The 26,520-nt window shown below is 68.9% G+C and carries 19 protein-coding genes and 2 pseudogenes; 15 read left to right on the plus strand and 6 right to left on the minus strand.

From position 1 onward, the window contains the following. Positions 1-6: 6 nt before the first annotated feature. On the minus strand, positions 7-1,008 hold the full coding sequence (locus QP165_RS07270; RefSeq protein WP_333994787.1) for a glycerophosphodiester phosphodiesterase: 1,002 nt from the start codon (positions 1,006-1,008) through the stop codon (positions 7-9). Positions 1,009-1,137: 129 nt separating this feature from the next. Between QP165_RS07270 and QP165_RS07275 the strand changes: the two genes are divergently transcribed. The 7 genes from QP165_RS07275 (at position 1,138) to QP165_RS07305 (ending at position 8,913) form a co-directional block, all read left to right on the plus strand. After that, positions 1,138-1,701 carry a 2Fe-2S iron-sulfur cluster-binding protein gene (locus QP165_RS07275; protein ID WP_081877755.1) on the plus strand — a complete coding sequence of 188 codons (564 nt, stop codon included), beginning with the start codon at positions 1,138-1,140 and terminating at the stop codon, positions 1,699-1,701. After that, positions 1,698-2,678 (plus strand): FAD binding domain-containing protein, encoded by a 981-nt coding sequence (locus tag QP165_RS07280; RefSeq protein ID WP_333994790.1) that lies wholly within the window; start codon positions 1,698-1,700, stop codon positions 2,676-2,678. The genes QP165_RS07275 and QP165_RS07280 overlap by 4 nt, the downstream gene beginning before the upstream one ends. Positions 2,679-2,680: 2 nt before the next feature. Then, positions 2,681-3,241 (plus strand): hypothetical protein, encoded by a 561-nt coding sequence (locus tag QP165_RS07285; protein ID WP_333994792.1) that lies wholly within the window; start codon positions 2,681-2,683, stop codon positions 3,239-3,241. Continuing rightward, positions 3,223-4,911, plus strand: a complete 1,689-nt coding sequence (locus QP165_RS07290; protein WP_333994793.1) for a xanthine dehydrogenase family protein molybdopterin-binding subunit — start codon at positions 3,223-3,225, stop codon at positions 4,909-4,911. The genes QP165_RS07285 and QP165_RS07290 overlap by 19 nt, the downstream gene beginning before the upstream one ends. 223 nt (positions 4,912-5,134) lie before the next feature. Continuing rightward, positions 5,135-7,339: a xanthine dehydrogenase family protein molybdopterin-binding subunit gene (locus QP165_RS07295; protein WP_333994795.1), complete on the plus strand. Its 2,205-nt coding sequence runs from the start codon at positions 5,135-5,137 to the stop codon at positions 7,337-7,339. A 46-nt stretch (positions 7,340-7,385) separates the two neighbouring features. Next, on the plus strand, positions 7,386-8,309 hold the full coding sequence (locus QP165_RS07300) for an XdhC family protein (protein ID WP_056016717.1): 924 nt from the start codon (positions 7,386-7,388) through the stop codon (positions 8,307-8,309). Continuing rightward, positions 8,296-8,913, plus strand: a complete 618-nt coding sequence (locus QP165_RS07305; RefSeq protein ID WP_333994798.1) for a nucleotidyltransferase family protein — start codon at positions 8,296-8,298, stop codon at positions 8,911-8,913. Before QP165_RS07300 ends, QP165_RS07305 begins: the two co-directional genes overlap by 14 nt. On the opposite strand, the gene QP165_RS07310 is transcribed toward QP165_RS07305, so the two are convergent. The 4 genes from QP165_RS07310 to QP165_RS07325 all read right to left on the minus strand — a co-directional run bounded on the left by QP165_RS07310 (position 8,888) and on the right by QP165_RS07325 (position 13,758). Beyond that, positions 8,888-10,096 carry an ABC transporter permease gene (locus QP165_RS07310; protein WP_056016722.1) on the minus strand — a complete coding sequence of 403 codons (1,209 nt, stop codon included), beginning with the start codon at positions 10,094-10,096 and terminating at the stop codon, positions 8,888-8,890. The genes QP165_RS07305 and QP165_RS07310 overlap by 26 nt on opposite strands. 50 nt (positions 10,097-10,146) lie before the next feature. Continuing rightward, positions 10,147-10,803 (minus strand): ABC transporter ATP-binding protein, encoded by a 657-nt coding sequence (locus tag QP165_RS07315; protein WP_333996970.1) that lies wholly within the window; start codon positions 10,801-10,803, stop codon positions 10,147-10,149. Between the two features lie 88 nt (positions 10,804-10,891). Next, positions 10,892-12,289, minus strand: coding sequence for an efflux RND transporter periplasmic adaptor subunit (locus QP165_RS07320; protein WP_333994799.1), 1,398 nt, complete (start codon positions 12,287-12,289; stop codon positions 10,892-10,894). After that, positions 12,289-13,758, minus strand: a complete 1,470-nt coding sequence (locus QP165_RS07325; protein ID WP_333994800.1) for an efflux transporter outer membrane subunit — start codon at positions 13,756-13,758, stop codon at positions 12,289-12,291. The genes QP165_RS07320 and QP165_RS07325 overlap by 1 nt, the downstream gene beginning before the upstream one ends. A 438-nt stretch (positions 13,759-14,196) precedes the next feature. On the opposite strand from QP165_RS07325, the gene otsB reads away from it, so the two are divergent. The 3 genes and pseudogenes from otsB (at position 14,197) to QP165_RS07340 (ending at position 18,167) form a co-directional block, all read left to right on the plus strand. After that, complete coding sequence (gene otsB, locus QP165_RS07330; protein WP_333994803.1) at positions 14,197-14,955, plus strand: trehalose-phosphatase; 759 nt, start codon at positions 14,197-14,199, stop codon at positions 14,953-14,955. Further along, positions 14,955-16,781: a glycoside hydrolase family 15 protein gene (locus QP165_RS07335; RefSeq protein WP_333994804.1), complete on the plus strand. Its 1,827-nt coding sequence runs from the start codon at positions 14,955-14,957 to the stop codon at positions 16,779-16,781. Before otsB ends, QP165_RS07335 begins: the two co-directional genes overlap by 1 nt. After that, positions 16,778-18,167: pseudogene (locus QP165_RS07340) on the plus strand (alpha,alpha-trehalose-phosphate synthase (UDP-forming)). The gene QP165_RS07335 and the pseudogene QP165_RS07340 overlap by 4 nt, the downstream one beginning before the upstream one ends. A gap of 420 nt (positions 18,168-18,587) precedes the next feature. Here QP165_RS07340 and QP165_RS07345 read toward each other — a convergent pair. Next, the gene (locus QP165_RS07345; RefSeq protein ID WP_333994806.1) at positions 18,588-19,673 is read right to left on the minus strand and encodes a mechanosensitive ion channel family protein; all 1,086 of its coding nucleotides are present in this window, start codon (positions 19,671-19,673) and stop codon (positions 18,588-18,590) included. Positions 19,674-19,936: 263 nt separating this feature from the next. On the opposite strand from QP165_RS07345, the gene QP165_RS07350 reads away from it, so the two are divergent. The 5 genes and pseudogenes from QP165_RS07350 (at position 19,937) to QP165_RS07370 (ending at position 26,453) form a co-directional block, all read left to right on the plus strand. After that, the gene (locus tag QP165_RS07350) at positions 19,937-21,595 is read left to right on the plus strand and encodes an MFS transporter (protein WP_333994808.1); all 1,659 of its coding nucleotides are present in this window, start codon (positions 19,937-19,939) and stop codon (positions 21,593-21,595) included. Then, positions 21,592-22,799 (plus strand): annotated as a pseudogene (locus tag QP165_RS07355) (HlyD family secretion protein). The gene QP165_RS07350 and the pseudogene QP165_RS07355 overlap by 4 nt, the downstream one beginning before the upstream one ends. 275 nt (positions 22,800-23,074) lie before the next feature. After that, the gene (locus QP165_RS07360) at positions 23,075-24,460 is read left to right on the plus strand and encodes an efflux transporter outer membrane subunit (RefSeq protein ID WP_333996971.1); all 1,386 of its coding nucleotides are present in this window, start codon (positions 23,075-23,077) and stop codon (positions 24,458-24,460) included. A gap of 90 nt (positions 24,461-24,550) precedes the next feature. Further along, positions 24,551-25,348: a phosphocholine cytidylyltransferase family protein gene (locus QP165_RS07365; protein WP_333994810.1), complete on the plus strand. Its 798-nt coding sequence runs from the start codon at positions 24,551-24,553 to the stop codon at positions 25,346-25,348. 154 nt (positions 25,349-25,502) lie between these two features. Then, positions 25,503-26,453, plus strand: coding sequence for a hypothetical protein (locus tag QP165_RS07370; protein ID WP_333994811.1), 951 nt, complete (start codon positions 25,503-25,505; stop codon positions 26,451-26,453). Positions 26,454-26,520 lie beyond the last annotated feature (67 nt).

The following is a 26,520-nucleotide window of genomic DNA, read 5'->3' on the forward strand; positions in this document are numbered from 1 at the left end:
ACGCATCTACTTCACTCCTGCGCGCAGCCGGTCGCGCGCCTGCGCACCGTATAGCGGAAAATCGGTGAAGAATCCGTCGATACCTTGTGCGAGCCCGGCGTCGATCTCCGCGGCGATGTCGCCATGCGCGGCAGGATCGGCACCGCGGCGAAAGCGGTCGGGTTCGAACATGTTCTCCGCGCGGTAGGTCCAGGGGTGGACGCGCAGCCCCGCCGCATGCGCGTTCGCGACGAGCGGCGACGGCTTGGCGCCCGCCCACAACATCGTCTTGTTCGGGCCGATGCCATACGCAAAGGCCGCGACCGCCTTCAGCCCCACGGGCGTGATCATCGCCGCATAGCTCGGCTGCGCGCCATCGGCGGGGCCGCCCTCGCCGTCAATCAGCTGGATCAGGCGGATTTTCGTGATCGTGTGGAGCCGCTGGAGGTTCTTCACTTCGAACGACTGGATGAAGACCGGCGCAGCGGCCGAATCCCACCCCGCCTCGCGCAGTTCGGCGACCAGCTTGACGTCGGTCGGATGGCCGATCCCCGCGAAATAGGTCGGGTGCTTGGTTTCGGGATAGATGCCGATCGTCCGCCCCGTCTCGGCGGAGCGCCGCTTGGCGAGCGCGATGATCTCGGCGAGCGTCGGGATCTCGAACCGGCCGTCATACGCGGTGTTGGCGGGGCGGAGTTTCGGCAGCCGCTCCTTCGCGCGCAACGTCTTCAGCTCGGCGAGCGTGAAGTCCTCGACGAACCAGCCGGTGATCGTCTGCCCGTCGATCGTCTTGCTGGTCCTGCGCGCCGCGAATTCGGGATGATCGGCGACGTTGGTGGTGTCGGCAATCGCGTTCTCGTGCCGCGCGACGAGCACGTCGTCCTTGGTCGGGACGAGGTCGGGCTCGATGAAATCGGCGCCCTGCTCGATCGCGAGGTCATAGGCCGCCAGCGTATGCTCGGGACGCAGCCCGCTCGCGCCGCGATGGGCGATCACGATGGGCGCAGGATCTGAATTTTTCGGTGTCATCGCAACAGATTGCCCGCCCGCGATGCCAAGCACCAGCGCCGCGATCCGTGAGAGCCAATCGCAATAGGAAACCATTCGGCGCATCGGCGTTCAGTCCTCATATTTCCCGGATCCAGAAGGGGCGACCCCATGCATTTCACGATCAATGGTCAATCATATGACGCCGAGCCCGATATTCGCACCTCGGTGCTCGACCTGTGCCGCGAACATCTGGGCCTCACCGGCTCGAAAAAGGGCTGCGACCACGGCCAGTGCGGCGCCTGCACCGTCCTGATCAACGGCCGCCGGGTCAATTCCTGCCTGACGCTCGCGGTCATGCACCAGGACGACGAGATCACGACGATCGAGGGGCTCGGCCAGCCGGGCAACCTCCACGCGCTGCAGGATGCGTTCGTGCGGCATGACGGCTATCAGTGCGGCTATTGCACGCCGGGCCAGATCTGCTCGGCGGTCGGCATGCTCGACGAGGTCAAGAAGGGCTGGGCCAGCCACGCGTCGGGCGACCTGACCGATCCGAAGTTCGACGACGCCGAGATTTCGGAGCGGATGAGCGGCAATCTGTGCCGTTGCGCCGCCTATCCGAACATCGTCGATGCGATCCGCGAAGTCGGCGACACCGCGCCCAAGGGCCGGTCCGCGGACGAGAAGGACGCCGCGATGGACGCCGATGCGCGCGGGGAGCTGGTAGCATGAAGACCTTCACCTACGAAAAACCGGCGACCCCCGAGGCCGCAGTCAAGGATGCCGGGACGACCGGCGCCCGCTTCATCGCAGGCGGGACCAACCTGCTCGACCTGATGAAGCTGCAGGTGGAGACGCCCGACACGCTTGTCGACATCAGCCGCCTCGATCTCGCGAACATCGAGGAGCGCGAGGATGGCGGGCTGACGATCGGTGCGCTCGTGCCGAACAGCGATCTTGCCGCCGACCGCCGCGTCGTCGCGAAGTATGAGGTGCTCAGCCGCGCCCTGCTCGCGGGCGCATCGGGCCAGCTGCGCAACAAGGCGTCGACCGGGGGCAACATGCTCCAGCGGACGCGCTGCTATTATTTCTACGACACCGCGGCGGCGTGCAACAAGCGCGAGCCCGGCAGCGGCTGTTCGGCGATCGGCGGCTTCAACCGCATCCTCGCGGTGCTCGGCACCAGCGAGCAGTGCATCGCGACGCATCCGAGCGACATGGCAGTCGCGATGCGCGCGCTCGACGCGACGATCGTGACCTTGAAGGCGGACGGCGATCGCCGGCGCATCTCGGTACACGAATTCTACCGCCTGCCGGGATCGACGCCCGAGATCGAGACCGTGCTCGAGACGGGTGAGCTGATCACGCATATCGAGCTGCCCGCACCGCCCAAGGGCAAGCAGGCCTATCGCAAGGTGCGCGACCGTGCGTCCTATGCCTTCGCGCTCGTCTCGGTCGCGGCCGTGGTCGATGTGCAGGACGGCGTGATCGCGTCCGCCTCGCTCGCATTCGGCGGGCTCGGGCCGATGCCGTGGCGCAATCCGGCGGTCGAGGCCGCCTTGGTCGGCAAGGCGCCGTCCGACGAGGCCTTCGAGGCCGCGGCGACCGCGCTGCTCGCCGATGCCAAGGGCTATGGCTCGAACGACTTCAAGATCCCCCTCGCGCGTCGCACGCTTATCGCGACGCTGCGCACCGTAACGGGAGCATAAACATGTTCGGTTTTGGAACCACCAACAGCCTGACGATGGACAAGCCGCATCCGGACAGTCTTCTGGACAGCGGCGTTCAGGGCGTCATCGGCAAGCCGCTCGACCGGGTCGACGGTCCGCTGAAGGTCAGCGGCACCGCGACCTATGCGGCGGAATATCAGTTCGACGACATGGCGTACGGCGTACTCGTCGGCACGAAGATCTCCGCGGGCAAGGTCGTGTCGATCGACGTCGACGCGGTGAAGAGCATCCCCGGCGTGCTCGACGTCGTCACCGATTTCGACCAGTTCATCCGCGTGTCCGCACAGGGCGGCGCGACCGATGCACCCACGCAGGGCGTCAAGGACATCGCGTTCTTCGGCCAGATCGTCGCGATCGTGCTCGCCGAGAGCTTCGAGGTCGCGCGCGATGCGGCCGCCCGCCTGCCGATCGTCTATGACGAGGCGGAGGGCCAGTATGACTTCGCCGCGCACCGCGACGAGACGCGGACGCCCCCGACGATGCCGCGCCTGCGCATTTCAAGCAGGGCGATGTCGACACGGCGATGGCCGATGCGGCGGTGACGGTCGACTCGACCTATGTCACGCCGAGCCAGAACTCGGCGGCGATGGAGCCGCATGCCTCGACCGCGGTGTGGGAAGAGGACGGCTCGCTGACGCTGTACGGCGCCTATCAGATGCCGACGTCGGATGCGCAGCAGCTGGCGAAGTCGCTCGGCCTGTCGGCGAAGAAGGTCCGGATCGTCGCGCGCTATATCGGCGGCGGGTTCGGGTCGAAGCTCGGCATCGCGCCCGAGAGCGTCGCGGCGGCGATCGCCGCCAAGCAGCTCGGCCGGCCGGTCAAGGCGGTCATGTCGCGCCCGCAGGTGTTCGAGGCGACCGTACGTCGCTCGAACACCGAGCAGCGCGTCCGTCTCGCGGCGAACGCGGCGGGCAAGCTGACCGCGATCGGGCACGAGACGCTCGCATCGAACCAGTCGACCGAGGATTATTTCGAGCCCGCCGGCATCGGCACGCATCTGCTCTACGGCGGCGAGAACCGGCTGATCACGCATGATCTGGTCGATGTGAACCTCGTCCTGTCGGGCTCGATGCGCGCGCCGGGCGAAGCGGTCGGGATGCTCGCGCTCGAGGGCGCGATGGATGAGTTGGCCGAAAAGCTCGGCATCGATCCGATCGAGCTGCGCAAGCGCAACGATCCGCGGATCGATCCGGAGAAGGACGTCCCCTATTCGTCGCGCAACCTGACGCGCGCGCTCGACGAGGGTGCGGCCCGCTTCGGCTGGGACAAGCGCCAGAAGGCCGGCACGCGCCGCGAGGGCGAGTGGCTGATTGGCATGGGCGTCGCCTCGGCGGTGCGCGGCAACATGATGATGGAATCGTCCGCCAAGGTCGAGATCCATCCCGACGGCACCGCGACCGTATCGTCGGCGATGACCGACATCGGCACGGGCAGCTACACGATCCTCGCGCAGATCGCGTCGGAGATCCTGGGCATCCCGGTCGCCAATATCACGATGTCGCTGGGCGATACCAACGATCCCCCCGCGGCGGGTTCGGGTGGTTCGTGGGGCGCGGCCTCGTCGGGCACCGCGGTCTATCTCGCCTGCGAGATGCTGCGCGGCAAGCTCGCCAAGGCGATGGACGTCGACGAGGACGGCCTGACGCTGAAGGACGGCAACGCGATCGGCGACAACCGCTCGACCCCGATCGGCGAGCTGGTCGGCAAAGGCCTAGAGGCGACCGGGCATATCAAGCCGGGCAAGCAGGAGAAGGAGACGTCACAGGCAGGCTTCGGTGCGCATTTCGCCGAGGTCGCGGTCAACGTCATCACCGGTGAGACGCGCGTGCGGCGGATGCTCGGGTCGTTCGCGGCGGGGCGTGTGCTCAACGCGAAGACCGCGCGGTCGCAGTGCCTCGGCGGCATGACCTTCGGGATCGGCACAGCGCTGACCGAAGACCTGATCCACGACACGCGCACCGGCAAGCTGGTGAACCACGATCTCGGGGAATATCACGTGCCGGCCAATGCGGACGTGCCGCAGATGGACGTGCACTTCGTCGACGAGCGCGACATCCATGCGAACCCGATCCATGCGAAGGGGATCGGCGAGCTGGGGATCTCGGGTGCGGGCGCCGCGGTGGCGAACGCGGTGTATAACGCCACCGGGATCCGCGTGCGCGAGTTCCCGATCACGCTCGACAAGCTGCTGGACCAGCTCCCCGCAGTCTGAGGATCGGCTATCGTCAGGTAACGACTACCCCGATCAGAAATTACTTCCCCGGCGGAGGCCGGAGCCCAATTGGAAAGGCCTTGATAACGACGTGCCGAGCGTCGTTATTGCCTTTCCCGATTGGGCCCCGGCCTTCGCCGGGGTGGTATTGGGAGATCGGCAACGCCCCTCGTCAAACGTACCGCCCGCCCCTATCTTTCGCACTTCACCCGAGGATGCCAAAATGAACGAACACGTGATGGATGCGGCGTTTCGGCCGGCGGGGCTTGGCCGTGCGAAGCAGGGCGTTCTCGGGCTGGGGCTGGACCGGATCGAAGGCCCCGCAAAGGTCACCGGCGTTGCGGATTACGCGTATGAAGGCACGCCCGAGCGCATCGCCTATGCCGCGATCGTCGGTACGCCCGTCGGCAGCGGACGGATCCTCGGGATCGACGTCAGCGCCGCCGAGGCGCTGCCTGGCGTTATCGCCGTCATCCACGACGATCCGCGCATGCCTGCGGGCGAGTCCAACTCGCGCGCGATGCCGCTGTGCGATACCGACGTCATCCTCCACCTCGGCCAGCCCGTCGCGATCGTCGTCGCGGAGGACCAGGCGATCGCGCGCGACGCCGCCGCGCTGGTCGTGGTCCGCACCGAAGCGGGCGAGGACCGGTTCGACGTCGAGGCGCAGCCGGTCGATACCAAGCCCGAGATCGGCTTCCTTCCACCGATCGACAAGGGCGACCTCGACGCGGTGATGGCCGGGGCGGCGGTGACGTTCGATCAGACCTACACGACCCCCGTACACTTTCCCGCCGCGCTCGAACCGCATGCGACGACCGCCTCGTGGGAGAACGGAAAGCTCACCGTCCGCTCGAGCAACCAGGTGATCGGCGGCGCGCGCAAGACGATCGCCAAGGCGCTCAAGATCGACGCGGACGCGGTGCGCGTGCTCGCGCCCTATGTCGGCGGCGGGTTCGGCGGGAAGACCGGCGTCGGCGCGGAGGCGATCCTCGCGGCGATCGCGGCGGAAGTCGTCGGGCGGCCGGTGAAGATCGCGCTGCCCCGCCGCCAGACCGCGTACATGGTCCACCACCGTTCGCACACCACCCAGCGTATCCGCATCGCGGCGGACAAGGACGGCGTGATCCTCGGCATGGGGCATGAGAGCGTCGTCGCGCAGAACGACGATGGCGAGTTTCTCGAGCCCGTCCCGTTCGGGACGCTGCCGCTGTACCGGGGCGAGGCGCGGCGGTTCAAGACCGACCTCGTTCGCGTCGACCTGCCCGCAAGTGGCGCGGTCCGCGCGCCCGGCGAAGCGGTCGGGACGTTCGGCGTCGAATGCGCGATGGACGAGCTCGCCGAGCAGCTCGGGATCGATCCGGTCGAGTTGCGGCGACGCAACGAGCCCGAGACCGATCCGGTGAGCGGCAAGCCCTTCTCCACGCGGCGGATGCTCGATTGCTACGAGCAGGGTGCCAGGCGGTTCGGCTGGCCCGCCACGCCGCCCGCGCCGGGATCGGTGCGCGAGGGCGAGTGGCTGATCGGGATCGGCATGGCGGCGAGCCTGCGCGGCAACTTCACCGTCGAGGCGCAGGCGCGCGTGCGGCTGGAGGCGGATGGCCGCGCGACGGTCGAGTGCGACATGACCGATATCGGCACGGGGACGTACACGATCCTCGCGCAGACCGCGGGCGAGATGCTGGGCCTGCCGGTGGCCGACGTGACCGTGCGGCTGGGCGACACCGATTTCCCGCCGAGCGCGGGCTCGGGTGGCTCGTTCGGCGCGGGGAGCGCCGCGTCCGCGGTGATGCTCGCCTGCGAGGATATCCTCGGCGAACTCGCGCTGCGGATGAATGCGGCGCCCGAGGAGCTGAGCCTGCACGACGGCTGCGTCAGCGCGGGCGGGCGGCAGGTGGCGCTCGCCGACCTCGTCCGCGGCGAGCCGATCGTCGCGATGGGCAAGACCGGGCCGGGCAAGGAGAGCAAGCGCACCAGCCAGGCGAGCCACGGCGCGCACTTCGTCGAGGTCGCGGTCAACGCGGTGACGGGCGAGACGCGCGTGCGGCGGATGCTCGGCGTCTTCGATGTCGGCCGCGTGCTCAACCGCAAGACCGCGACCAGCCAGATCACCGGCGGGATGGCGTGGGGAATCGCCTATGCGCTGAGCGAAGAGGGGATCGTCGACACGCGGACCGGCGCGTTCGTGAACCCCGATTTCGGTGAATATCACGTCGCGGTGAACGCCGACATTCCGCAGCTCGAGGTGCACTTCATCGAGGAGATCGACGACTCCGCCAATCCGGCCGGCGCCAAGGGGGTCGGCGAGCTCGGCATCTCGGGCGCGGGCGCGGCGGTGGCGAACGCGATCTACAACGCGACCGGCGTGCGCGTGCGCGACTTCCCGGTGACGCTCGACAAGCTGCTCGAGGGCTTGCCCGCGATATAAGGTCTGTTCCCACGCCGATGCGGAGGAACGAGAAGAGAGAGAAGACATGGCCGAGAACGATAGCGTGATTGCCGCCGCCAAGGCGTGGAAGGGCGAGAAGATGGCGATCGCCACGGTCGTCTCGACCTGGGGCTCGGCGCCGCGTCCCAAGGGGAGCCACATGCTCGTCCACGCCGATGGCCGGTTCGAGGGATCGGTATCGGGCGGCTGCGTCGAGAGCGACATCCTCGCGACCGCCGCCGAGGTGATCGCGGGCGCGCCGTTCCAGGTCCGCAACTACGGCGTCGCGGATGCCGCGGCGTGGGAAGTCGGGCTGCCGTGCGGCGGCGAGATCGCGGTGATGGTGCAGCCCGTCTCGGCCGAGGGGTTCGACCCCGAATTGTTCGACCGGATCGCCGATGCGCGTGACCAGGGCGATGCGCTGACCGTCTCCACCGACCTCAAGACCGGGCACAGCGACGCGCGCCCGCTCGAGACGGGCGAGGTCTTCCTCAATCGCTACGATCCGCCGCGCCGCCTGCTGATCGTCGGCGCGGTGCAGATCGCGCAGGCGCTGGTCGGGCTCGCGCGCGAGCTCGGGATCGCCACCGTCGTGATCGATCCGCGCGCACGGTTCCTGACGGATGAGCGGTTTCCGGGCGTCACGCTCGACGATCGCTGGCCCGACGAGGCGATCGCGGCGTATCGACCGGGTCCGTCGACCGCGGTCGTGACGCTGAGCCACGACATCAAGATCGACGACCCCGCGCTGATCGCCGCGCTTGCCAGCGACGCCGCCTATGTCGGCGCGCTCGGCAGCCGCAAGAGCCATGCGGCACGGCGCGAGCGGCTTGCATCCGAGGGCGTTACGGCCGAGGCTATCGACCGGATCGATGCGCCGGTCGGAGTCGATATCGGCGCGATCGGGCCATCGGAAATCGCGCTGTCGATCGCGGCGGCGATGATCGGAGCGTTCCATGATCGCGGCTGAAGACGTCGTCCTCATCCTGCTCGCCGCCGGGCGGTCCGAGCGGTTCGGCATCCCGAACAAGCTCGAGGTGCCGTTCCTCAACAAGCCGCTCGGGTTGCACGTCGTCACCGCGTTCGAGAACATCCCGTTCAAGCGGCGGCTGGCGGTCACCGACGGGTGCAAGCTCGACTTCATCAGCGAGCGGTTCGAGATCGTCCACAATGACGACGCCGCCTCGGGCATGTCGCAATCGGTCAAGCTGGGCGTGCAGCGCGCGAAGGACGACGGCGCTGAGGCCGTACTGATCGCGCTCGCCGACATGCCGCGCGTCACCGCGGCGCATGTCTACCGCATGCTCGATGCCGCTGACAGCGCGGACGCGGTGGTCGCGTCGAGCGATGGCGAGAAGCCGAGCCCGCCCGCGCTGTTCGGGCGCGGGCGGTTCGATTTCCTGCTGACGCTCGACGGCGATGCGGGCGCGCGCGATCTGGTTAAGGCGGGGCGCCACGTCGTTACCGCCCCCGCGGAACTGATCGATATCGACACGCCCGAGGATCTGGAGAGGCTGCAGGCGCTCGTCCACGATCCCCGCGCGGCGATCACTCGTGCCTTAACGCGTCGATAGGGTTCATCGCCGCGGCGCGGCGTGCGGGGAAATAACCGAAGACGACGCCGATCACCGCGGAGATCGCGAACGCGAAGATGTTGATCTCGGGCACGAAGATCCACTGCACCTTGATCAGCGGCGCGATGACCGCGATCGCGAGCTGCGCGATGACGAGCCCGACAAGGCCGCCGAGGCACGACAACACGATCGCCTCGACGAGGAACTGCAACAGCACCTCGCGCGCGACCGCGCCGATCGCGAGGCGGATGCCGATCTCGCGCGTTCGCTCGGTCACCGACACCAGCATGATGTTCATGATCCCGATCCCGCCGACGACCAGGCTGATCCCCGCGACGGCGGCGACAATCCCGGTCAGCAGCGTCGTCGTGCCCGTCAGCGTGTCCGAGATCTGCTTGGTGTCGAAGATGTTGAAATCGTCTTCCTTGCCGCCGGTGATTGTCCGGCGCTCGCGCAGCAGGTCGGTGATCGACGCCTGAACCGTCGCGGTCGAGAATTTCTGGTCGACGCCCACCAGCATCAGGCGGATGTCGCGGTTGCCGGTGAAACGCCGCTGGACCGCCTTGAGCGGCATGATGACGACGTCGTCCTGATCGCCGCCAAAGCCCGCCTGCCCGCGCGTCGACAGCACGCCGATCACGTCGCAGCTGATCGCGCCGATCCGCATGCGGAGGCCGACCGCGTCGCCGCCGCGGAACAGGTTGGTGCGCACCGTATTGCCGATGATGCACACCGCCTTGCCCGACGCCTCCTCGAGCGGGGTGAAGATGCGCCCGGTCGCGAGCGGCCAGGGCTGGACCTGGAAATAGGCGCTGGTGGTGCCGTTGATCGTGGTCGACCAGTTCGCGCCTTCGTAGATCGCGGTCGCCGTCGCCTGCGCCTGCGGCGCGACCGCGGTGACGCCGGTGACCTGGTTGGCGATCGCCTCGACATCCTCGGGCTTGAAGTCGGGCGGACGCGGCCCGCCGCCGCCGCGGCCGAAGCCCTGGCCCGGACGGATCTGGAGGATGTTGGTGCCGAGCGCGGAGATCGACTGCTGCACCGCCGCGGTGGTCGCCTTGCCCAGCGTGACCATCGTGACGACCGCGCCGACGCCGATGACGATGCCGAGAATGGTCAGGAACGACCGCAGCAGATGCCGCCGGATCGACCGCAGCGCGAGCGAGAGCGTGGTGCCGAACATGACTTAAAGCCCCTCCCCTGAAGGGGAGGGGCTTTGAAGGATCTCGACGCTCACGACTCCACCCTCTCGCCCTGGCGATGCTGGGTTTCGATGCGTTCCACCAGTCCGTCCCTGAAATGCACGACGGTGCGCGCGAACGCGGCCATGTCGGGTTCGTGCGTGACCATCAGCACCGTGATCCCCTGCTCCGCGTTGAGCCGCGTCAGCAGCTGCATGATCTCGACCGAGCGTTCGCTGTCGAGGTTGCCGGTCGGCTCGTCCGCAAGCAGCACGTCGGGGTTCGTCACCAGCGCGCGCGCAATCGCCACGCGCTGCTGCTGGCCGCCCGACAGCTCGGCGGGCGTGTGGTCCCACCAGTCGGCGAGACCGACCGTGTCGAGGCTCGCCATCGCCGCCGCGCGCCGCGCGCGCTTCTCGTCGCCGCGATAGAGGAGCGGGAGCTCGACATTCTCGAGAGCCGACGTCCGGCTCAGCAGGTTGAACCCCTGGAAGACGAACCCGAGATATTTCCGCCGGAGCAGCGCGCGCTGGTCGCGGTCGAGCGTTTCGACATGATGCCCGCGGAACAGGAAGGTCCCGTCGCTCGGCACGTCGAGGCAGCCGAGGATGTTCATCGTCGTCGACTTGCCCGACCCCGACGGCCCCATCACCGCGACGAAATCGCCCGCCGCGATGTCGAGGTCGACGCCTTTGAGCGCCTGGAACATCGTCGCGCCCTGCCCGTACGTCTTGGTGACGCCGCGCAGCGAGATGAGCGCCGGCGGGCCGTCCGCACCCGCGGCGATGATGGGGGCGTTACTGGCCACCGCCCCCACCCTTGCTTGCGCCGCCCGAGCGACGGCCGCCGCCGCTACCGCCGCCGCCGCGCTTGGTCGCGTCGTCGCCGCTCGCGAGCTGGCCGGTGATGACCTGCGCGCCGGGCTGGAGATTGCCCGACATGACCTCGGTCATCGTGCCGTTGGTGTCGCCGGTGGTGATCTGGACGGGCTGCGGCGTACCGTCCGCACCCTTGATGTAGATCGTCTGCTGCGCGCCACGACCGAGCGTCGCGGTCCGCTCGGCGCCACCGCCGCGACGCGGGCGGAAGGTCAGCGATCCGGCGATCCCGCCGCCCGAATCCCCCGTCGTCGTCGTCGGCTTGAAGCGAAGCGCGGCGTTCGGGACGAGCAGCACGCGCTGCTTGTCGGACGTCACGATGTCCGCGGTCGCGGTCATCCCGGGGCGCAGCGTCAGCGTCGGGTTGGCCACGGTGAGGTCGGCGGCATAGGACACCACCTGCCCGGTCGTCGCGGTCGTGCCGGTCGTCGAGGACGACGCGGTCGCCGCGCTGACGGTCAGGTTCGAGCCGAGATCGACGCGCGTGATCGTCGCGGGGAAGGTCTGGCCGGGGAACGCATCGACGGTGAAGTTCGCGCGCTGGCCGATCTTGACCTCGCCGACGTCCGCCTCGTCGATCGCGACCTCGAGCTTCATCTTGGTGAGGTCCTCGGCGATCACGAACAGCGTCGGCGTGTTGAACGACGACGCGACGGTCTGGCCCGGATCGATCTGCCGCGCGAGCACGACGCCCGTCACCGGCGAGCGGATGATCGCCCGCGCGCGCTGCGTCTGGTTCTGCGCCAGCGCGGCGCGGCTGGCGACGACATTGGCCTCGGCGACCTTCTGCGCGGCGAGCGCACGCTGGAAGTCGGCGCGTCCTGCCTGCAATTCGGTCTTCGACGGGACGCGTCCGCCCGACAGCCGTGCGACCTCCTCGAGACGGTTGAGCTGCGCGCGCGACTCGGCGACGGTCGCCTGCGCCTGATTGACCTGAGCCTGGTTCGCCGCGAGCTGGGCGCTGGTCTGGCGGATCTGGTCGTCGAGCTGCTCGGGATCGATCAGCGCGAGCGGCTGGCCCGCGACGACGCGGTCGTTGACGTCGACCACGACCTTCGTGACGAGCCCCGAGAGCTGCGACCCGACCGTGACCTGCGTGGTCGGTGCGAGCTTTCCCGTCGCCGAGACGGTGACGGTCAGATTGCCGCGACGCGCGGGCGCGGTCGAATATTGCGTCTGCTCCTTGGCGCCGAAACAGCGCGCGAGGAGCAGGCACAGCAGCACCACGCCGATCGCGATCGCGACCCATTTTATATAGCGTTTCCAGGGGGCCTGCGGCTTCACGCCGAGAAAGTCGTCGATCGTTGCGTCGGCCATCAGCGTGCCTCTGAAGATGCCGGGGCGCGAACCGGCGCTTCCGGAATGGTCGTGGAATCCCAGCCGCCGCCAAGCGCCGCGTACAGCGCGATCAGCGCGGTCGCCGCGTCGGCCCGCGCCTGGGTGGCGCCGTTCCGCGCCGACAGCAGCGCGATTTCCTGCTGGTTGAGCGTCGTGAAATCGGTCAGCCCGGTGCGGTACTGGCTGCGGCTGAGGATCGCGGAATTGTTCGCGGCATCGAGCGCGATCGCAAACTGCCGCTCGCGTTCCTGCGCCGATTGCAGCGCGACCACGGCGTTCTCGACATCCTCGAGCGCGGTGAGGATCGTCGCGCGGTAGAAGGCGAACGCGCCATCGGTCGCCGCCTCGCTCGTGCGCACCTGGCTGCGCAACCGCCCGCCGTTGAAGATCGCCTGCGTCAGCCCGGCGAACAGCCCGCCGGTGATCGCATCGCCGATATTGCCGATCGAGGTCGCGTTGGTGTTGATGTTGCCGGTGATCGCGAGCGCAGGATAGAGCTGCGCCTTGGCGACGCCGATCCGCGCGGTCGCCGCGGCGAGCGCGCGTTCGGCCGACCGCACGTCGGGACGCTGACGCAGCGTATCGCCGGGAATCCCGACGCCAACCGCCGCGGGACCGACGGGGATCGCCTTTGCGGGTGCCATCAGCGTCCGCAACGCGCCCGGCGCCTGCCCCGTCAGCACGCCGATCCGCGCGACGGCGGCGGCATATTGCTGGTCGAGATTGGGGATCGTCGCGGCGGTCTGCGCGCGCTGCGACCGCGCCTGTTCGCTGTCGAGGCTGGAGACCAGCCCCGCCTGGACGCGGAACCCGGCGATTTCGAGATTGTCGTCCTGGATGGTCAGCGACGCGCGCGCGTTGGCGAGCTGCCCCTGGTAGAGCCGCGCGAGCACGTAATTGCGCGCGACCTCGCTCTCGACCGAGATCAGCACGGTGGCATAGTCGAACCCCGACGCGGCATAGTCCGCACGGCTTGCCTCGATCGTCCGGCGGATCTCGCCGAACACGCCGACCTGGTAGCTCGCGCTTCCGCCCAGCGTGAAGCTGTTCGTCCCGCCGCCGCCGGTATCGACGACGGTCCCGTCGGGCAGCGTGAACGACCGCCCGCCGCCGCGCAGATTCTCGTTGCGCTGATACCCGCCCGACCCGCTGAGCGTCGGCAGCAGCGAGGCGCGGTTCTGGATCAGGCTCTCGCGCGCCTGACGGAGGCGCGCGACGCTCTGCGCGATGTCGAGATTGGTCGCCGCCGCCTGCTCGACGAGCTGGCCGAGCACGGGGTCGTCGAACCGCTGCCACCAGCGCGTCAGGTCTTCCGGGGTGGTGACCGGGGTCACCGAATAGGCGTCGGGAACGCCCAGCTCGGCCGCGGCCTGAGGGTGATAGTCCGGCCCTACCGAGCAGCCGGCGAGCAAGACGGGCGCAACAAGAAAGGAACGGACGCGTAACATGGTCGGCAGGAATGGCGGGCGGTCGGGGGGTAGTCCAGCGCTTTTGTGTCGCGAAGTGTCGCAGGCGAGACCGGGTGCGTCGTCCGCTCTCCGCGGATTGGCATCGTGCAGCCTGGATCCGGATTACAGGCCGCAGGCGTTGCGCGTGGGACCCTGGGTCCTGACTTTCGTCAGGATGACGGAAGACGGGAGGTAGCGGGCTGCATCGGAATCGTCCGTTATTGGCCATGACAGCCGCCTCCCGTCATCCTGACGAAAGTCAGGACCCAGGGCCGGAAGCGTTGCCCGCCGGAATTCCGGACGGGGGCGGACGAGGACAGCAATCCATGGCAGCGACGGCGGCAGCGAATGCCGCTACGGAGAGCACCAATCGAACCGCTCCCGTTCCAATTTTGCGTTGCAGCGGAACGGAGCGTGACTGCCAGGGGTTAGACGACCATGCTTGCCGAACGCCAGCCCGCGACTGATATCCTCGCAGCCCCGCCGCTCGTGCTCGACGCAGCCAGCCTCTTCTTCGATTTCGACGGAACACTCGTCGATCTGGCGGCGACGCCCGACGCGGTAGTGGTCGAGCGGATGCTGCTCGACCAGCTCGACCAGCTCGCCGCGCGGTTTCCCGGGCGCGTGTCGATCATCAGCGGGCGGTCGATTGCGCAGCTCGACGCGATGCTCGGCGATCATGCGGCCCGCTTCGCGGTGGCCGGGAGCCACGGCGCCGAGCGGCGCACCCCCGAGGACGGTCATGTCGCAGCAGTGCGCCCGCCTGCGCTCGAGCGCGCCGCGGTGCTGCTGCGCGACTTCGCGGATCGCAACGGACTCGTCTATGAGGCCAAGACTCTCGGTGCGGGGCTGCACTATCGGCAGAACCCCGCGTTCGAAGCCGAGGCCGTCGCGCTGGCCGAGATGCTCGCGCAGACGCACGGCCTGACGCTCCAGCGCGGCAAGATGATGGTCGAGCTGCGCACCGCCGGGGACAAGGGCGCCGCGCTGCGCACGCTGATCGCCGCACCAGGAATGGCGGGCACCACGCCGTTCTTCTTCGGCGACGACGTCACCGACGAGGACGGGTTCGAGGCGGCACGCGATCTCGGCGGCGCCGGAATCCTGATCGGCGAGCCCCGCCCTACCGCTGCCACCTATCGTCTCGACGACGTCGCCGCGCTTCGCGGCTGGATCGCCGCCATATTGGAATCATGATGACCGTCTCTCCCGACCCCGCCACACCCGTCGATCTCCGCGCGAGCACCGCGGACATGAACCTCTGGCCGATCGGCAATTGCCAGGTCTCGGCGCTGATCGACAGGACGGGCCGGTTCGTCTGGGGCTGCGTCCCGCGTGTCGACGGCGATCCGGCGTTCTGCGCGCTGCTCGGCGGCGATGCCCCCGAGACGGGGTTCTGGTCGATCGAGCTCGAGGGCGTCACCAGGACGACCCAGGCCTATATCCGCAACACGCCGATCCTCGTCACGCGCCACGAGGATGCCGCGGGGAACGCGGTCGAGGTCACCGACTTCTGTCCGCGGTTCGTGCGCGACGAGCGGACCTATCGGCCGACGAGCTTCGTCCGGATCGTCCGGCCGGTCGCCGGATCGCCGCGGATCCGCATCCGCCTGCGCGTCGCGACCAACTGGGGGCACGCCACTGACCACACGCAGGGGTCGAACCATATCCGCTTCCTGATGGACGACCAGACGCTGCGGCTGACGACCGACGCGCCGGTCGGGCATATCGTCGACGAGCGGTGGTTCCGGCTCGAACGCCCGATGTACATGTTCCTCGGGCCCGACGAGAGCTTTGCCGGCGTGCTGCACGAAGCGGCCGAGGCGATGCTCGCGCGCACGCGGGACGAGTGGCGCCACTGGGTCCGCGGGCTCGCGACCCCGGTCGAATGGCAGGACGTCGTTATCCGCGCCGCGATCACGCTGAAACTGTGCCAGCACGAGGAGACCGGCGCGATCGTCGCCGCGCTCACCACCTCGATCCCCGAGCATGAGGGGTCGGAGCGCAACTGGGATTACCGCTACTGCTGGATCCGCGACGCCTATTACACGGTGCAGGCGCTCAACCGCCTAGGCGCGCTCGACGTGCTCGAGGGGTATCTCGAATATCTGCGCAACATCGTCGATGCGTCGAAGGGCGGGCATGTCCAGCCGCTCTACGGCGTCGGCGGCGAGGCGACTTTGGTCGAGCGCGTCGCGCCCGCGTTGCCGGGGTACCGCGGCATGGGGCCAGTGCGCGTCGGCAACCAGGCGTACGAGCAGATCCAGCACGACGCGTACGGCCAGATCATCCTGTCCGACGTTCAGGCGTTCTTCGACCAGCGGCTGTTCCGCATGTCGAGCGCGGAGGACTTCAAGAGCCTCGAGCTGGTCGGCGACCGCGCGTGGGAAACCTATGACAAGCCCGATGCGGGGCTGTGGGAGCTGCGCACGAAGGCGCATGTCCACACCTATTCCGCGGCGATGTGCTGGGCGGCGTGCGACCGGCTCGCCAATGCGGCGGGCGTGCTCGGGCTCGAGGATCGCCGGGCATTCTGGAACGCGCGCGCGGACACGATCCGCGCGACGATCGAGAAGGCGGCGTGGCGCGAGGATACGCAGCGTATCTCCGCGACGTTTGGCGGCGACGATCTCGACGCAAGCCTGATCCAGCTGCTCGACCTGCGGTTCTTCGCGCCCGACGATCCGCGCTTCCAGTCGACGCTCAAGGCGGTCGAGGAGGGTCTGCGGCGCGGCAGCCACATGCTGCGCTATGCGACCGAGGATGATTTCGGCCTTCCGCATACCGCGTTCAACGTCTGCACCTTCTGGTTGATCGAGGCGTTGCACGCGACCGGTCGCACGGCCGACGCGTGCGCGCTGTTCGCCGAGATGGTCGCGCGCCGCACGCCCGCGGGGCTGTTGTCCGAAGATATCGATCCCAACACCGGCGAGCTGTGGGGGAATTATCCGCAAACCTATTCGCTGGTGGGATTGATCAACTGCGCGGTCCTGCTCAGCAAGCCCTGGAGCGCCGTACGATGAGCCGCCTGGTCGTCATTTCCAATCGTGTCCAATCGGTCGATGCCCCCTCGGGCAACCAGGGCGGGCTCGCGGTCGCGCTGCTCGCGGCGCTGCGCGAGAAGGGCGGCGTGTGGTTCGGCTGGTCGGGCGAGACCACCGAGACCTTCACGGGGCATATCAATTTCCAGCAGGGCAAGGGCGTCACCACCGCGACGATCGACCTCGAGGAACAGGATTTCGACGAATATTACAACGGCTATGCGAACCGGACCTTGTGGCCGCTGTTCCATTACCGGATCGACCTGACCGAGTTCGAACGCGATTTCTCGAGCGGCTATGCACGCGTCAACACGCGGTTCGCGGAGACGGTGCTGCCGCTGATCGAACCCGACGATCTGGTCTGGGTGCATGATTATCATCACGTGCCGCTGGGGCGCGAGCTTCGCAAGCTGGGGGTCGAGAACAAGATCGGCTTCTTCCTCCACATCCCGTGGCCGCCGATGGCGATGCTGCTGTCGCTGCCGAGCCACCGCGCGCTCGTCGAATCGATGTTCGCGTACGACGTGGTCGGATTCCAGACTCAGGACTGGCTCGACAGCTTCCTGCATTACGTCACCAGCCAGCTCGACGGCGTCGTCGGCGAGGATGGCTGGGTGACGGTCGGCGACCGCACGATCAAGGCGATCACGACGCCGATCGGGATCGAGACCGCCGATTTCGAGAAGTCCGCGAGCAGCAACGCCGCGCGGCACGCCAAGGAGCGGATGTACATGTCCGCGACCGGGCGCAGCCTGATCGTCGGCGTCGACCGGCTCGATTATTCAAAGGGGCTGGCCGAGCGCTTCTCGGGCTATGAGCGCTTCCTCGCGTTGCACCCCGATCACCGCGGGCTGGTCTATATGCTCCAGATCGCGCCGCCCTCTCGCGAGAAGGTCGACACCTATCAGGAGATCCGCGCGAACCTCGATCTCGATGTCGGGGCGGATCAACGGCGAGTTTTCGGACATCGACTGGACGCCGATCCGCTACGTCAATCAGGGCTTCCCGCGCGACGTGCTGGCGGGGATCTACCGCGCGGCGCGGGTCGGGCTGGTGACGCCGCTTCGCGACGGGATGAACCTCGTCGCGAAGGAATATGTCGCGGCGCAGGATCCCGAGGATCCCGGCGTGCTGATCCTGTCGCAGTTCGCGGGGGCCGCCGCACAGCTGACCGACTCGGTGCTGGTCAATCCGTACAGCCCCGAGGAGATGGCCGACGCGATCGCGCGCGCGCTCAAGATGCCGCTCGCGGAACGCAAGGCGCGGTGGGAAAAGCTGATCGACAATGTCCGCCGCGAGGACGTGATGTGGTGGTGCGAACTGTTCATCACCGCGCTCGAGGATGCACCCGAGCACGCCGAGGCGTAACCCCACTTATACCCCTGCCTAACTCCGTCATCCCCGCGCAGGCGGGGATCCAGACTGGCTACCGCCCGCGAGCCCCCACCACGGCCAGCCAATATGGATCCCCGCCTGCGCGGGGATGACGGCGCAAGTTTAGGATGTCACCGAGCTGTAAGGTGTTCTCCCCAAAACCCGTCATCCTGACGAAAGTCAGGACCTAGGGCCACACAGTGCAGCACCCGTGACCCTGGACCCTGACTTCCGTCAGGGTGACGGACGGGAGGGGTACGGCGACCATGCACATTCGCCGTGGCGGATTATCAGTTGCCTCCACACACTGCCGTCATCCTGACGAAAGTCAGGATCCAGAGCCGCACAGCGCGGCGTTCGTGACCCTGGGCCCTGACTTTCGTCATGGTGACGGGTGCCCGCGCCGCCCCAGCGTCACGACCCGGTGCCCCGCACCGGATCCGGCGCCATCAGCAAACGGCCGCGCGGCATCGCTTCGGGCATCTCCTGCGCGATAAACGCCAGCATCGCCTCGCGCACGTCGCAGCGCAGGTCGAACGCAACCGACGCGTTCTTGGCGGTCATCAGCGCACGGAGCTCGACCGCGTCGGTCTTCACGTCGGTCACCTGGAGGTTGAAGAAGCGACCATCCCAGCGTGGATTGGCCTTGACCACCTCGGCGAGCTTCTCGCGCAGTCGCGGCACGTCGGTCGACGGATCGACATACCAGAACACCGACCCCATCAGCTGGCTCGTCTCGCGCGTCCAGTTCTGGAAACTCTGTTCGAGGAACTTCGAGACGGGAACGACGAGGCGGCGCTCGTCCCAGATCTTGATCACGACGAAGGTCAGGTTGATCTGCTCGACCCGCCCCCATTCGCCGTCGACGATCAGCACGTCGTCGAGCCGGATCGGCTCGGTGAACGCCATCTGCACGCCGGCGATCAGGTTCTTGAGCGCAGGCTGCGCCGCGGCACCGACGACGAGGCCGGCGATACCCGCGGATGCCATCAGCGTCACGCCGATCGAGCGGATGCCCGGCACGCTCAGCAGCATCAGGCAGACGCTGATGAAGATGATGAAGAACGTCCCGATCCGCCCGAGGATCGCCGCGCGCGTCCGCTTGCGCCTGGCGCGGAGATTGTCCTCGACGGTGATGTCCGAGCGGATCTCGATGACGTCCTGGAACGCACGCAGCGCGGCGACCGCGAGCCAGCCGAGCAGCGCGGGGACGAGGAAGCCGAGGATCTGCTTCCACAATTCCTCGATATCGTCGTCCATTGGCAGGATCCGCGCGACGAACGCGACGCTGACCGCGACGAACACCGCGCGCAGCGGCCGGCGAACGCGCGCGAGGACGAGCCCGTCGGTCTTGGCGGTCGACCGCCGCTGCGCATGGCCCGCGATCCGCATCGTCAGCCAGTGCGCGACCAGCGCGAACACGACCGCCGCCGACACGACGGCGACGCTTTCCAGCCAGACCCATTCGGGTGGTATGTGGAGCGATCTGAATATGCGCATCAAGGCGCAACGGTGCGGCTGCGGGGATGTTCCGCTGCGGTGCAGCATGGGGCGACGAGCGCGCTACCGCCATGGCCCCCACCCCGGCGAGGGCCGGGGCCCAATTGGGAGACCAATATGGCGACGCGCGGCCCGCCGTTATCGCCGTTTCCCAATTGGGCCCCGGCCTTCGCCGGGGTGGTGCTGTTTGCTCGGAAATCGCTCGCTCGTTACCCGCGTTCCCGGATGACGTCCTGCCCCGATCATGTCAGAAGACGGCCACCATGATAGCCCGCAGAATCAGACGCTTCCTGAGCGAGGAAGACTGGACGTTCGCGCCGCACGAGCTGCCCGTGCTGCCCGGGTCGCCGGGGTCGCCCGCGCATCCGCGGCACCGCCAGATCGCCTATGCGCTGATCGGCATCCTGCTCGGGCTGACGGTGGGGTTCGGCAACGCGCTGATCAGCGCCAACACCTATACGCTGCAGGGCGCGCTCGGGCTCGATCCGGCGGAGATCGCGTGGCTGCCGACGGTCTATGTGATGACCAACGTCAGCATCAACCTGCTGATGATCAAGTTCCGCGCGCAGTTCGGGCTGAGGCCGTTCGCGCTGATCTTCCTCACGCTCTACGTGCTCGTGACGCTCGCGCATCTGTTCGTCCACGGCTTTGCCACCGCGATCGCGGTGCGCGCGATCAGCGGGATGGCGGGTGCGGCGCTCAGCAGCCTGTGCCTCTATTACGTGATGCAGGCGCTGCCGGCGAAATGGCGGCTGAAGGCGGTGGTGCTGGGGATCGGCATCCCGCAATGCGCGACGCCGCTCGCGCGGCTGTTCTCGCCCGACCTTCTGGCGATGTCGCAGTGGCGGACGCTGTATCTGTTCGAGCTCGGGCTGGCGCTGCTGTCGCTCGCCGCGGTCGCCGCGCTCCGCCTGCCGCCGACGACGCGGAGCAAGGCGTTCGAGCCGCTCGACTTTCTCACCTTCGTGCTGTTCGCTAGCTCGACCGCGCTGTTCGCCGCGGTGCTCGGGCTCGGGCGGATCGTGTGGTGGACCAACGCGCCGTGGATCGGCTGGGCGCTGATCGCCGCGATCCCGTTGTTCCTCGCGGCGATCGCAATCGAGCACCACCGCGTCAACCCGCTGCTCAACACGCGCTGGCTGGGCAGCGCGGACATCGTCCGGTTCACCGTCGTGATCGTGATGGCGCGCATCGTGCTGTCCGAACAGACCTATGCCTCGGTCGGGCTGCTGACACTGCTCGGCCAGAACAACGACCAGCTGGTGCCGTTCTTCCTGATCATCTTCATCGCCTCCGTGGCAGGGGTGATCGCCAGCGCGGTCACGCTCGACGTCGAACGGCTCGGCCATCCGATCATGCTCGCGATCGGGCTGGTCGCGGTCGCCGCGTGGTTCGATTCCTACGCGACCAGCCTGACGCGCGCGCCGCAGATGTACGTGACGCAGGCGATCATCGGGTTCAGCGCGACCTATTTCCTCGGCCCCGCGCTGCTGTTCGGGATGACGCGTGCGCTCAAACAGGGCGCGGGCCACATCATCAGCTTCATCGCGCTGTTCGGGATCATCAATTCGCTCGGCGGGCTCGGCGGCACCGCGCTGCTCGGCAGCTATCAGGTGATTCGCGAGAAGGCGAACAGCGCCGCGCTCGTCCAGCAGATCTCGCCGACCGACCCGATCGTCGCGCAGCGGATCGCCGCGGGCGGCGCCGCGGTCAGCCGCGTGATCGTCGATCCGACGCTGCGCACCGCGGAAGGTACTGCGATTCTGTCCCAAACGACGACGCGCGAAGCAAACGTACTTGCGTATGACGACGTCTTCCGGTTGATCGCGGTGCTTGCCGCCGGGACATTCGGGTACCTCCTGTTCCTGCTCGTGCGGCGTGGACGACGCGAACGACGGGCGCGGCGTGAGGGAACGACATGAGCGATGCGCGCAGCCCGGTCGCGGAAGGACCGGCAACCGAAGCGAAACAGGCGGAGATGGACGCCGCGGCGGCCCAACCGGCGGCGCCAGCGCCCTCCCCGACCCCGACCCCCGCGGCGGCAAGCCCCGCGGTGCCGGTGGGATCGGGCTGGCGTCCGCAGCCCCCAGCGCGAAGGTGATCGTCGTGATCGTCGTGCTGGCGATCGCGGGGATCTGCGCGGTCCTCGCGGCGTGGCGGCTGCCGCCGTTCGCGACGAGCTATCAATCGACCGACAACGCCTATGTCCGCGGACGGACGACGGTGATCAGCCCGCAGGTGAGCGGCTATGTGACGCAGGTGCTCGTGCGCGATTTCGCCGACGTGAAGCAGGGCGATCCGCTGGTGAAGATCGACGACCGCATCTATCGCCAGCGGATCGACCAGGCGCAGGCGCAGGTCGATGCGCAGGCGGCGACGCTGTCGAACAGCCTCCAGACCGCGCGGAGCCGGCAGGCGAGCCTCGCCGCGCAGGACGCCGCGGTCGCCAACGCCGCCGCGCAGCTGATGCGCGCCGAGGCGGACATGGCGCGCGTCAACGACCTCGTGGTCGACGGATCGGTCTCGTTGCGCGAGCGCGACCAGACGCTGGCGGCGCTGCGCCAGGCGCAGGCACAGGTCCAGCAGGCCAAGGCCGCGCGCGAGATCGCCCGGCAGGACATCCGCACCGTCCAGGTCGGACGCGGCGGCCAGCAGGCGGGCGTGTCGGGCGCGGAAGCGGCGCGGCAGCTTGCGCGGATCGACCTCGCCAACACGGTCATCCGCGCGCCCGAGACGGGGCGGCTGAGCGAAGTCGGCGTGCGGCTCGGCCAATATGTGACCGCGGGGTCGCAGCTGATGTTCCTCGTGCCGCCGGAAACCTGGGTGATCGCCAATTTCAAGGAGGCGCAGACCGCGCGGATGGCGGTCGGCCAGCCCGCGTCGTTCACCGTCGACGGGCTCGCGAACGAACGGCTGACCGGGCATGTCGAACAGATCTCGCCCGCCGCGGGCTCCGAATTCGCGGTGCTCAAGGCGGACAATGCGACGGGCAACTTCACCAAGGTCCCGCAGCGGATCGCGGTGCGCATCCGCGTCGATCCGGGCCAGCCGCTGAGCGCGCGGTTGCGGCCGGGGATGTCGGTGCAGGCGCGCGTCGACACCGCGGGCGGACCGGGGCCGCGGTGATGCGGTCGAGACCCAGTGCCCCCCCGCCCCCTGTTCTCCCGCGAAGGCGGGAGCCCAGACTGGGTCCCCGCCTTCGCGGGGAAACATTTTGGGGGAGGATGGTACCCTGGCGAGAACCTCCCCCCGGCGCAGGCCGGGGCCCAATCGGGGGACGATCGTGACGACGCGCGGTCCGTCGTAACCGCGGCCTTCCCACTTGGGCCCCGGCCTTCGCCGGGGTGGTCCCAGGGGATGCGGATGGCGCGCGGCATGGGTGCGTGGCGAACAGTGCATGTGTGGCGGGCCGCCACCGCCCTCCCCCTCGCGCTGCTCGCCACCGCGTGCATCGGCCCCCGCCCCGAGGCGCCGGCAACGACCGCGGTTGTCCCGCCCCCGCGTGGCGGACCGCGCTCGGCGGGGGCGAACCGATCCGCGCGGACTGGTGGAGCGCGTTCGGCGATCCGGCGCTGTCGAGCCTGGTCTCGCGCGCGCTCGCCAACAGCCCCGATCTCGGCGCCGCCGCGGCGCGGATCGACGAGGCGCGCGCCGCCGCGCGGCTCGCACGCGCGCAGCAGACGCCGCTGGTCAGCGGATCGGCCCCCAGCACCACCGGGCAGACGGTCAGCCCGTTCGGGTTGCCGTCCGACGCGATCGGCGCGCAGCCCTCGGTCAGCATCAGCTATGATCTCGACCTGTTCGGCCGCCTTCGCCAGGCAAGCCGTGCCGCGCAGGCGCAGTTGCTCGCGACCGAGGCGGCACGCGACACGGTCAGGCTCGGTCTCGCGAGCAGCGTGGCGAGCGGCTACATCACGCTGCGCGCGCTCGACCAGCGACTCGCGGTCGCGCGCCAGACGCTCGCCGCGCGCGCCGAGGGGCTGCGGATCGCGCGCCGTCGCGCCGAGTCGGGCTATACCTCCAATCTCGAACTGCGGCAGGCGGAAGCGGAATATCACGCCACCGAACAGCTGGTCCCCGCCGCCGAGCTCGCGATCAGCCGGCAGGAAAACGTGCTCAGCCTGCTTGTCGGCGACGTCCCCGGCGCGATCCCGCGCGGCGTCACGCTCGACCAGCTTGCCGCCCCGGCGATCCCCGACGGTCTCCCCGCCGACCTGCTCCGCCGCCGCCCCGATCTCTATCAGGCCGAGCAGACTCTGGTGGCGACCGATCGCTCGCTCGACAGCGCGCGCGCGGCGATGTTGCCCAATCTCGCGCTGACCGGTTCGGCGGGCGTCGTGCTGTCGAGCGCGCTGGCCAATCCGATCGCCGTCTTCTCGATCGGTGCGAGCGTGCTCAGCCCGATCCTCGACGGCGGGCGGCTGGGGGCGCAGGCGGATGCCGCGACCGCGCGGCGCGACCAGGCCGCGTTCGCCTATCGCCGCACCGCGCTGCAGGCGTTCCGCGAGGTCGACGACAGCCTCGCGGGCGTCCGCCGTTCGGGCGAGCAGGCCACAGCGTTCGCGGGGCAGCGCGACGCGCTCGCAGGCGCGCTGCGCAACGCGTCCAACCGCTATCGTGCGGGCTATTCCGCCTATATTGACCAGCTCGACGCGCAGCGCGGGTTGCTGACCGCCGAATTGTCGCTGGTGCAGGCGCGCGCCGACCGGCTGACGGCGTATGTGACGCTGTACCAGGCGATGGGCGGCGGCTGGTCGCGCGCGGAGGCCGACCGCGTTCGACGCTGAACCGGCCCCGCGCGCGCGGGCAAGAAACTCGCGCCGGGTGGCACGGCGCATGCATTTTCCTGCCACACTTCGTGCGTAGAGCCATGCCCCATGAAGGCGATCATCCTTGCTGCCGGCCACGGATCACGGCTCCTGCCGCTGACGCTCACGACGCCCAAATGCCTCGTCGAGGTCGGGGGTCGAGCGATCCTCGATCATCAGCTCGACGCGGTCTCGGCGGCGGGGTTCGACGGCGCGGTGATCGTCGGCGGCTACCGGATCGACCAGATCGACGCGCATCTCGCCGGGCGTGACGGCGGGCGTGACGGCGGGCTGGCGACCACGCTCGTCTTCAACCCGTTCTGGTCGGTCGCGAACTCGATCGGCAGCGTGTGGGCGGCGTCCGCGTATCTCGATACGCCGTTCGCGCTCATGAACGGCGATACGCTGTTCGACGCGGCGATCCTGCGCGGCGCACGGGCGCGATCCGCCGCCGGCGTGACGCTGGTCGTCGAACCGCTCGAGGAGCCCGGGCTCGACGACATGCTCGTCGAGGCGGATGGCGAACGCGTGATCGCGGTCGGCAAGCATCTGGTCGGGCATCAGGCGACCGACCGGTCGCTCGGGTTGATCCTGTCGGCGGGAGGCACCGCCTATGCCGAGGCGCTGCGCGCGGTGATCGGCGAGCCCGACGGGCTGCACGCCTATCACCATGCGGTCGTCCGCCGCGTCGCCGAACGCAGCGGCGTCCGCGCGCTGCGCATCGCGCCCGACCTGCGCTGGCAGGAGATCGACCGGCCCGAGGACATCGCGCAGTGGCAGCGCGAGCATGCGGCCCCGACTCTGGACCCGACTCAAGCTGCAACCACGCCCCGCGACCGGTCCGCGGCGATCGACGCGTCCGCATGAACCGCAAGGTCGCGTTCCTGTTCCTCGGCGAGACGCTGCTGATCCCGCATCTCTATCCGATCGTCGAGGCGCTTGCGACGGCCGAGCCCGACCTGCCGATCGAGCTTTGGGTCAGCACGTCGATGCACGAGGCGTTGCTCGGGGGTGGAGCGAAATGCTGCCAGGTGTCCGGATCCGCCGCGCACCGGGGTTCCGGACGCTCGCCGGCTATGACGACGGGCGCAACCCGCCGGTCCCGGCCAAGCTCCCGACGCTGCTGCGGCTGCTCCCCCATCTGCTGCGGACGCCGGTCGTCGTGTGCGCCGAACAGACGAGCCTGTGGCTGCCCGCGATGGTCCCGCTGCGGACGCGGTTCATCGACACGTTCCACGGCGCGGGGTCGATGATGGCGCGCGGGCACTGGCGACGGCGTGCCGGCTGGCGCACGCTGGTCGCAGCGGAACGCGATCGTCAGGCACTGATCGCGGGCGGCGATGCGCCCGAACGCGTCGTCACCACGGGCTATGTCAAGGCCGCCTTCCGCCAGCGCACCCCCGCGACGCGGCTGTTCGCGGATACGAAGCCGGTGATCCTCTACACCCCGCACTGGCAGGCGCATCGCTCGTCCTGGTGGACCTGGGGCCCCGCGGTGGTCGAGCGGATCCGTGCCGATGGCCGCTACAACCTGATCTTCGCGCCGCACCAGCGCCTCGTCGAGCGCGCGCCCGAGCTGCGCGCGTTCGTGGCGGGGCTCGCCGGCGCGGCGGGTGTCCATGCCGACCTCGACAGCTTTGCGATGGTCGACGGCAGCTATACCGCCGCCGCCGACCTGTATCTCGGCGACACGTCGAGCCAGGTGGTCGAATATATGATGCGGCCGCGCCCCTGCGTGTTCCTCAACGCGCTGGGCGCGGCGTGGCGGTCGGACGCGTCCTACGCGATGTGGGAGGCGGGCGACGTGGTCGAGTCGCTCGACGCGCTGATCCCCGCGATCGACCGCGCGCCGATACGCCACGGCGACTATGAGGCGTTCCAGCGCGCGTTCGTGCAGACGGCGCTTGGCGACGTGTCGGGTCTGGCGCCGGCGCGCGCGGCGGCCATCGTCATCGAGGCGCTTCGCCGCTGACCGCGGCGCGGGGGCCGGACGCGACCGGCTGCGCCGCGAGCGCCGGGGGTCTCGCAATCCGCGCACA

This window comes from Sphingomonas sp. 22R3R2A-7, from assembly GCF_036856055.1.
GTDB lineage: Bacteria > Pseudomonadota > Alphaproteobacteria > Sphingomonadales > Sphingomonadaceae > Sphingomonas.